We start from the raw sequence: 5,289 nt of genomic DNA on the forward strand, positions 1-5,289 counted from the left end.
TTGTTGCGAACGCCCACGATCACTGGCAAGTTGATCGCAGGTGGCACTGGGCGCGTTCTTCACACCCACAGAAACAGTTAAAGAAGACTCTTTGTTAGACTCTAAGTTAAGGGCGCGATTTCCTGAATGGGTTCCGGGTGTTAAGCCCGGTTTCGGTTCCTGATAGCACGAGCCTCCGGTTCCCGATAGCACGATAGTCCGGGTTCCTGATAGCACGAGGCCATCCACAGGTTTTCCACAGGGCGCGACCGGCTCGAAGGCCAGCAGCATCCGCCCGCCAACCTCAGCTTCGAGAAACAGCGAATAGCCCGGCAGAGGCTGGCGCCGGATGATGTCGCGCAGCTCGAAGGCGAAGCGCTTGAACGGCGACAGGCTGCCGGATTTCTGGTGAAGGTGACGGAAATCGAACCGCCAGCCATCGCGCTGGCGGCCGCCGTGCTTGCGCACCAGGCGATAGAGCCAGCGGTCAAGGCCGCCGGTTAGGTCGAAATAGGTCCGGTCGATGGTCAGCACGAGCGCATCGTCGAGGACGGCCTGGTAGAACCAGTCCGGCACGATCATCTCGATGCCATCGGGTCTGCCGCTATGGTCGGTGCGTTCCTGCCATTCGTTGATCCAGGAGAAGCGATGCCGGCGCCCTTCGACCGGCTGGCGGATCGAGGTGGAAATCGTGGTCGATTGCAGCCGGTCGAGCGCCGCCTTCAGGCGCTGATAGTCGCGCAAGCCGGTGCCGCGCCCGACATAGGTGAGAATCTCGTAGGGCGTGGCGGCCATCAGCCGGGAGGTGCGAAGGCCGCTGTCGCGGGCTTCGACGATCTGGCTCGCCGCCCAGATCAGAATATCGGCGTCCCAGATCGTGGCCATGCCGTGATCGGGAACAGCCTCGACCCGGATGGAGACATTGCCGGCGGCGAAGTCGATGGGCGCGATGCGCTTCGACTTGGCGAGGGAGAAGAAGGGATAGGCCATGAGATCCTGCGCGTCTCGTGGCGCGAAATCGCCGGGGAGCGCCCTGAACAGGTCGAGTTGCCCGCGCTCGGAAAGGGATCGACGTCGCACCGTCATGAAGAAAACCGCGAGCGGTCAGCGGGCGTAACGACCAGCCTGCGGGCCGGACGGAAACGCATGACGCTTGGCGGGCAGCACGGAGCCGCGCGGATCGGAGGTGGAGGTCACCGCGCCGCGCTCGGTCCAGGCCTCAAGATCGTCGATGGCATAGACCACACGGCCGCCAAGCTTGCGATAGGCTGGCCCGGTTCCGTAGGTGCGGTGTTTTTCGAGCGTCCGGGCCGAGAGGCTGAGAAAGGTCGCGGCCTCTTTGGTCCGTAGAAAACGCGGCGGCAGGACGACGGGTTCATGTGGCATGATCGGGCCTCCGTGGTGTTGCAAACGGCCACTGCGGATCAGCGGCGGGCAATGACCACGGTGGCGAAGGAAGACCGGCGAGGTGCAGGGCGAAGTTGGGGGGTATCGAAATCGCCCACCATCAGGGGCGAAAGATACCCCCTCCGTATCCGCGACGAGAGCAGCACGGAACTATTCTGAGGGCGATAGCTCGATTTATTCTCCCCCTCACGAACGCCACCGGCATCGAAGTATTCGGGCCGGCGATCCCGAAAAGCCGAAAAGCACACAATTTCAGCTTGCTGTAAGAAATTCACCAACCGGCACAGTCATCAGGTCAGGAGAGTATCGGTCCGGAGAAACCGCTTCCGGACCTCATGGCAGCGGGGTCAGTGTTCAGCCGCCCGAATAGCCCTCGAAAACAACGAAAAAATCCGGCCGCAACCGGATCGGGAGAACGCTTTCGCGAGGGCAAGTGCCGGAGGGGATGCGCCTGATGTTGAATGCTCCCCAAATTAATGCATTGATATATTAAAGCCAAACCCCGCCAGCTCACGCTTCAGATCACGAACACGGGCGCGAAGCCGCCCCCTGGCGTCCTGAAGTTCGTGGTCTGACCTTGATAGAGGCGCGCGGCCACCAGAAGCACCTGGCCATCATATGTATACAGACGCACGTCCATTTTGCGCGTCTGGGGTATCTCGTCGATCCTGATCATGCGCTCGCTGGGGCGGACCAGCGTCTGAGCAACGTATCCGCCCTCCGCGATCTCCGCCCAGACCCCTTTCGTCAGCTTGTCGCCACGATATACCGCCTTGCCGCCATGTCCGCCGGTCGGCTTGAAGAACAGGTCCCTGCGGGATTTCCAAAGTGCGTCAGCGTTGTCAGGACTGACCAGCACGGTGCGTGGAACGGCATCAAGCAGGGCGCGAAGTCTCGGTTCCACGCCCCAGGCCTCCAGCGTCGCGGAATTCGAAAGAAGCGAAAGGTTGCGCTTGTCTGCAAGGAGCGCGTGATTGTGCGGATTCGGCGTCACGACCACCGCGCCATCCCGGTAGGCTTCCTGCAATGCCTTGTGCTCGGGCTGATCGAAGGCGAAATCGGTGACCCGGTTGTAAACGAGGTCGATTGTCTTTCCATCGGCGCTGAGCCGACCATCGTCGTAGCGAAGGTGACTGGCGTCGGCGATGATCGCGTCTACCCCTCGTGCCGCGAAAACTTGCCCCGCGAGCACGAACTCGGGGTAGAGATACTGTTCCGGCGGACTGTCATCGACGATGGCGATGCGTTGTGGCGCGCCCGTTCCCCGCTGCCGAATCCATTCGTTCTGGAACATGCGAAACGCCGCGTCCTCGAACGATGGCAGCGTCGGGGGGATATCCATTTCGGTGCAACACGCGCGCTGCGCCCTCGCAAGAAAGGCATTGAGAAACGCCCCGCCGGCGTTGGTATTGATTTCGATCAAGCGGGGGCCGTCTTCGCCAAGATGGAAGTCGTAGCCCATCAATGCCCCGAGCGGGCCATGATCCGCCCGCGCGATTTCCGGCACCCAAGAGAGGACTGCGGCCTTGTATGCCGCGAGTTGGGCGGTGGTCTCCACAGCCACTGCGATCGCGCGCATCTCATTGACGGCGGTGGCCGAAAGGAACACCGGCACGTGCGAGAACAGATGGGCCTTGGGGCGGATGAACGTCTCGAAGAACGCCGGATCACCGGCCTCGCGCTCCATCGCTTCGCGCAGCGATGGAAGGTCCAGTGTAACGCAGAAGCAGCTCTTGTTGAGCCGCTCCGTGCGGTCATGAACCCGCTTCGATGAACTGGAGCCGGGATTGTTCATCGAGGGAAAACCCGAGGCGGCGCCAAGATCGAGCGCGCTTCAAATGCCAAGTAAGCCATGAATAATCCCACGAACATCCCTCCCAAAGGTTTCGCCATCAGGTCGATCCAAATATGCCGCTTCTGTTCGGCGGCCTCAACTGTGACCGGTGGGCCTCGGGAAATTGCACTGCCGGTCGCACGGGCAGCTCCATCCCGAAGGTGCCATCAGTGTGGTTGCGACACATTCTCCTGGTAGGTCCGCTCGCGCTCTGGCCAGGTGCTCTTGATATAGGCGAGGACAGCCCGGATCTCGGCGTCGCTGAGAAGATCGGCAAACCCCGGCATGTCGCTCTCATAGCCGCCCCCGACGATGGCGGCCGTGCCTTCCCTGACGATGCGGAACAGGATGTCATCGGGATGGTGCCACGTGTGGCCGCCGGCATCGTGCGGTGGCGCCGGGAGACGTCCGGATGGAAGGGGCGTCTTCCAGTCCGGCTGCCCCTCGAGCTGCGCACCGTGGCAGGACGCACATTGGTCCGCATAGACCTGCCGGCCCTGTTCGATGACTTCTGCGGATGCCGCGGCGGGGGATACCGTGCGGACCTGATGCCACCCAACGAGGATCGCCAGGATCAGGCCGCCGAGGAGCAACCCGAGCCACAAGATATTACGGAGTTCATTGCGCATGAGTTGCATGACTGCTGGTGAAGAATTTCAATCGGCTACATGCCGAAATTGAATTACTGCCAGAGGCGCGACGCCGGGGGCAATGGACATTCCCGTGACCAGCGCCTATCTTTCCGGCATGTTCGCGCGCCTCGTCACCATGCTTGCCGTCCTCGCGATCGCCGTCATGACGACGGCGACGTCCGCGCACGCGGCGCGCTTGAGCGCAGAACCGGATCACTCGGTGCATGTCGGCGAGATGATGCAGGTTGCGGCCGGCAGCGAAAATCCCTGTGATGGCGACCAGCACTGTGGCTCAGGCGATGCCGAAGCCTGTGAGTTGCTTTGCGTAGGTTTTTCGGTCTTCCTGACCTCGCCGAGCGAAGGCTCTGGCAGCGATTACGCGCCTGCCAGCCATGACCTGCCGACCGGTGCAGTGCTTGCCAGTCGGGCACCTGGGCTGAACGAACGACCTCCCAAGCTCCGTCTCCTCTGATTGCGTCCGGGCTGGAGCCCGCGGCGTTCTGTCGGTTTTGATGAACGGGACAGGCTGTCCCGAGGAGACGACCATGAATACCCTTTCACGACGCGGCTTTCTTGCCGCTGGCGCAGCCGTGCTGGCCTATGCGCATCTGCCCCGGATCGCGGCCGCGCAGGGCGCCGCCCCGCTATCATTGCACGCCGCTAGCCGGACGCTGGACATCGACGGTCGCGCCGCCACCGTCTGGGGTCTTTCCGGACCCACCGGACAGGGCCTGACACTCAACCCCGGCGCGCGCTTCCGGGTGGATCTGCGCAACGATCTCGATGTTGACACGCTGATCCACTGGCACGGCCAGATCCCGCCCAACGCGCAGGATGGCGTGCCCGACATGCCTTTGCCGATGCTCGCCCCCGGCGAGACACGCGCCTATGACTTCGCGCCGCTGCCCGGCACCTACTGGATGCACGCGCATGTGCCGCTGCACGAAATGCGCCTTCTGGCAGCACCGCTGATCGTGCGCAGCGCCGAGGATATCAGCGCCGACCGTCAGGAAGTAGTGCTTTTCCTGCATGACTTCTCGTTCAAGGCGCCCGAGGAAGTGATGGCCGAGATCCTCGACGGCCATGGGACGGCAGACGGCCATGGAGGCGGCCACGGCGCGGGCATGGGCGGCATGGCGGGTATGGATCATGGCGCCATGGGGAACATGCCGATGGAAGGCATGGATCACGGCGCCATGGGCGGCATGATGGGGATGGGTGCCATGGACGCCATGGCGATGGACCTCAATGACTACGACTGGGACGCCTATCTTGCCAATGACCGCACGCTGTCGGACCCCGAGGTGGTGCAGATCGAGCGCGGCGGGCGCGTCCGCCTGCGTGTGATCAACCCACATTCTCCAAGTAAGTCGCTGATTTCGCTGTCGTAATCGTGATATTTCGCATATAAATCATGGCGTTGACGGCTGCGAGGGG

5 protein-coding genes and 1 pseudogene are annotated in these 5,289 nt (G+C 62.6%); 2 read left to right on the forward strand and 4 right to left on the reverse strand.

All coding sequences use genetic code 11. The annotated features are described in order from the left end of the window. The 4 genes from I9P22_RS22845 to I9P22_RS22860 form a co-directional block, all read right to left on the reverse strand. A partial coding sequence (locus I9P22_RS22845) for a replication initiator protein A (protein ID WP_233253549.1) occupies positions 1-1,065 on the reverse strand: 1,065 nt, incomplete at its 3' end. Between the two features lie 18 nt (positions 1,066-1,083). After that, entirely contained in the window at positions 1,084-1,365 is a 282-nt protein-coding gene (locus tag I9P22_RS22850) for a helix-turn-helix transcriptional regulator (RefSeq protein WP_012092626.1), read from the reverse strand. Between the two features lie 538 nt (positions 1,366-1,903). Beyond that, entirely contained in the window at positions 1,904-3,181 is a 1,278-nt protein-coding gene (locus I9P22_RS22855; RefSeq protein ID WP_058099082.1) for an ATP-grasp domain-containing protein, read from the reverse strand. Between the two features lie 206 nt (positions 3,182-3,387). Continuing rightward, positions 3,388-3,849 (reverse strand): c-type cytochrome, encoded by a 462-nt coding sequence (locus I9P22_RS22860; RefSeq protein WP_082658174.1) that lies wholly within the window; start codon positions 3,847-3,849, stop codon positions 3,388-3,390. 94 nt (positions 3,850-3,943) lie between these two features. On the opposite strand from I9P22_RS22860, the gene I9P22_RS22865 reads away from it, so the two are divergent. Both I9P22_RS22865 and I9P22_RS22870 read left to right on the forward strand, forming a co-directional pair. Beyond that, positions 3,944-4,324, forward strand: a complete 381-nt coding sequence (locus I9P22_RS22865; RefSeq protein ID WP_233141200.1) for a hypothetical protein — start codon at positions 3,944-3,946, stop codon at positions 4,322-4,324. A 73-nt stretch (positions 4,325-4,397) separates the two neighbouring features. After that, positions 4,398-5,204 (forward strand): annotated as a pseudogene (locus I9P22_RS22870) (multicopper oxidase domain-containing protein); the annotation flags it as partial. Positions 5,205-5,289: the final 85 nt, after the last annotated feature.

The sequence above is a fragment of the Paracoccus binzhouensis genome, from assembly GCF_016446475.1.
GTDB classification, from domain to species: Bacteria; Pseudomonadota; Alphaproteobacteria; order Rhodobacterales; family Rhodobacteraceae; genus Paracoccus; species Paracoccus binzhouensis.

Excerpts from the sequence above, each read along its gene's own strand:
- I9P22_RS22860 (WP_082658174.1), bottom strand. The coding sequence starts at position 3,849 with ATGCGCAATGAACTCCGTAATATCTTGTGGCTCGGGTTGCTCCTCGGC.
- I9P22_RS22855 (WP_058099082.1), bottom strand. The coding sequence starts at position 3,181 with ATGAACAATCCCGGCTCCAGTTCATCGAAGCGGGTTCATGACCGCACG.
- I9P22_RS22850 (WP_012092626.1), bottom strand. The coding sequence starts at position 1,365 with ATGCCACATGAACCCGTCGTCCTGCCGCCGCGTTTTCTACGGACCAAA.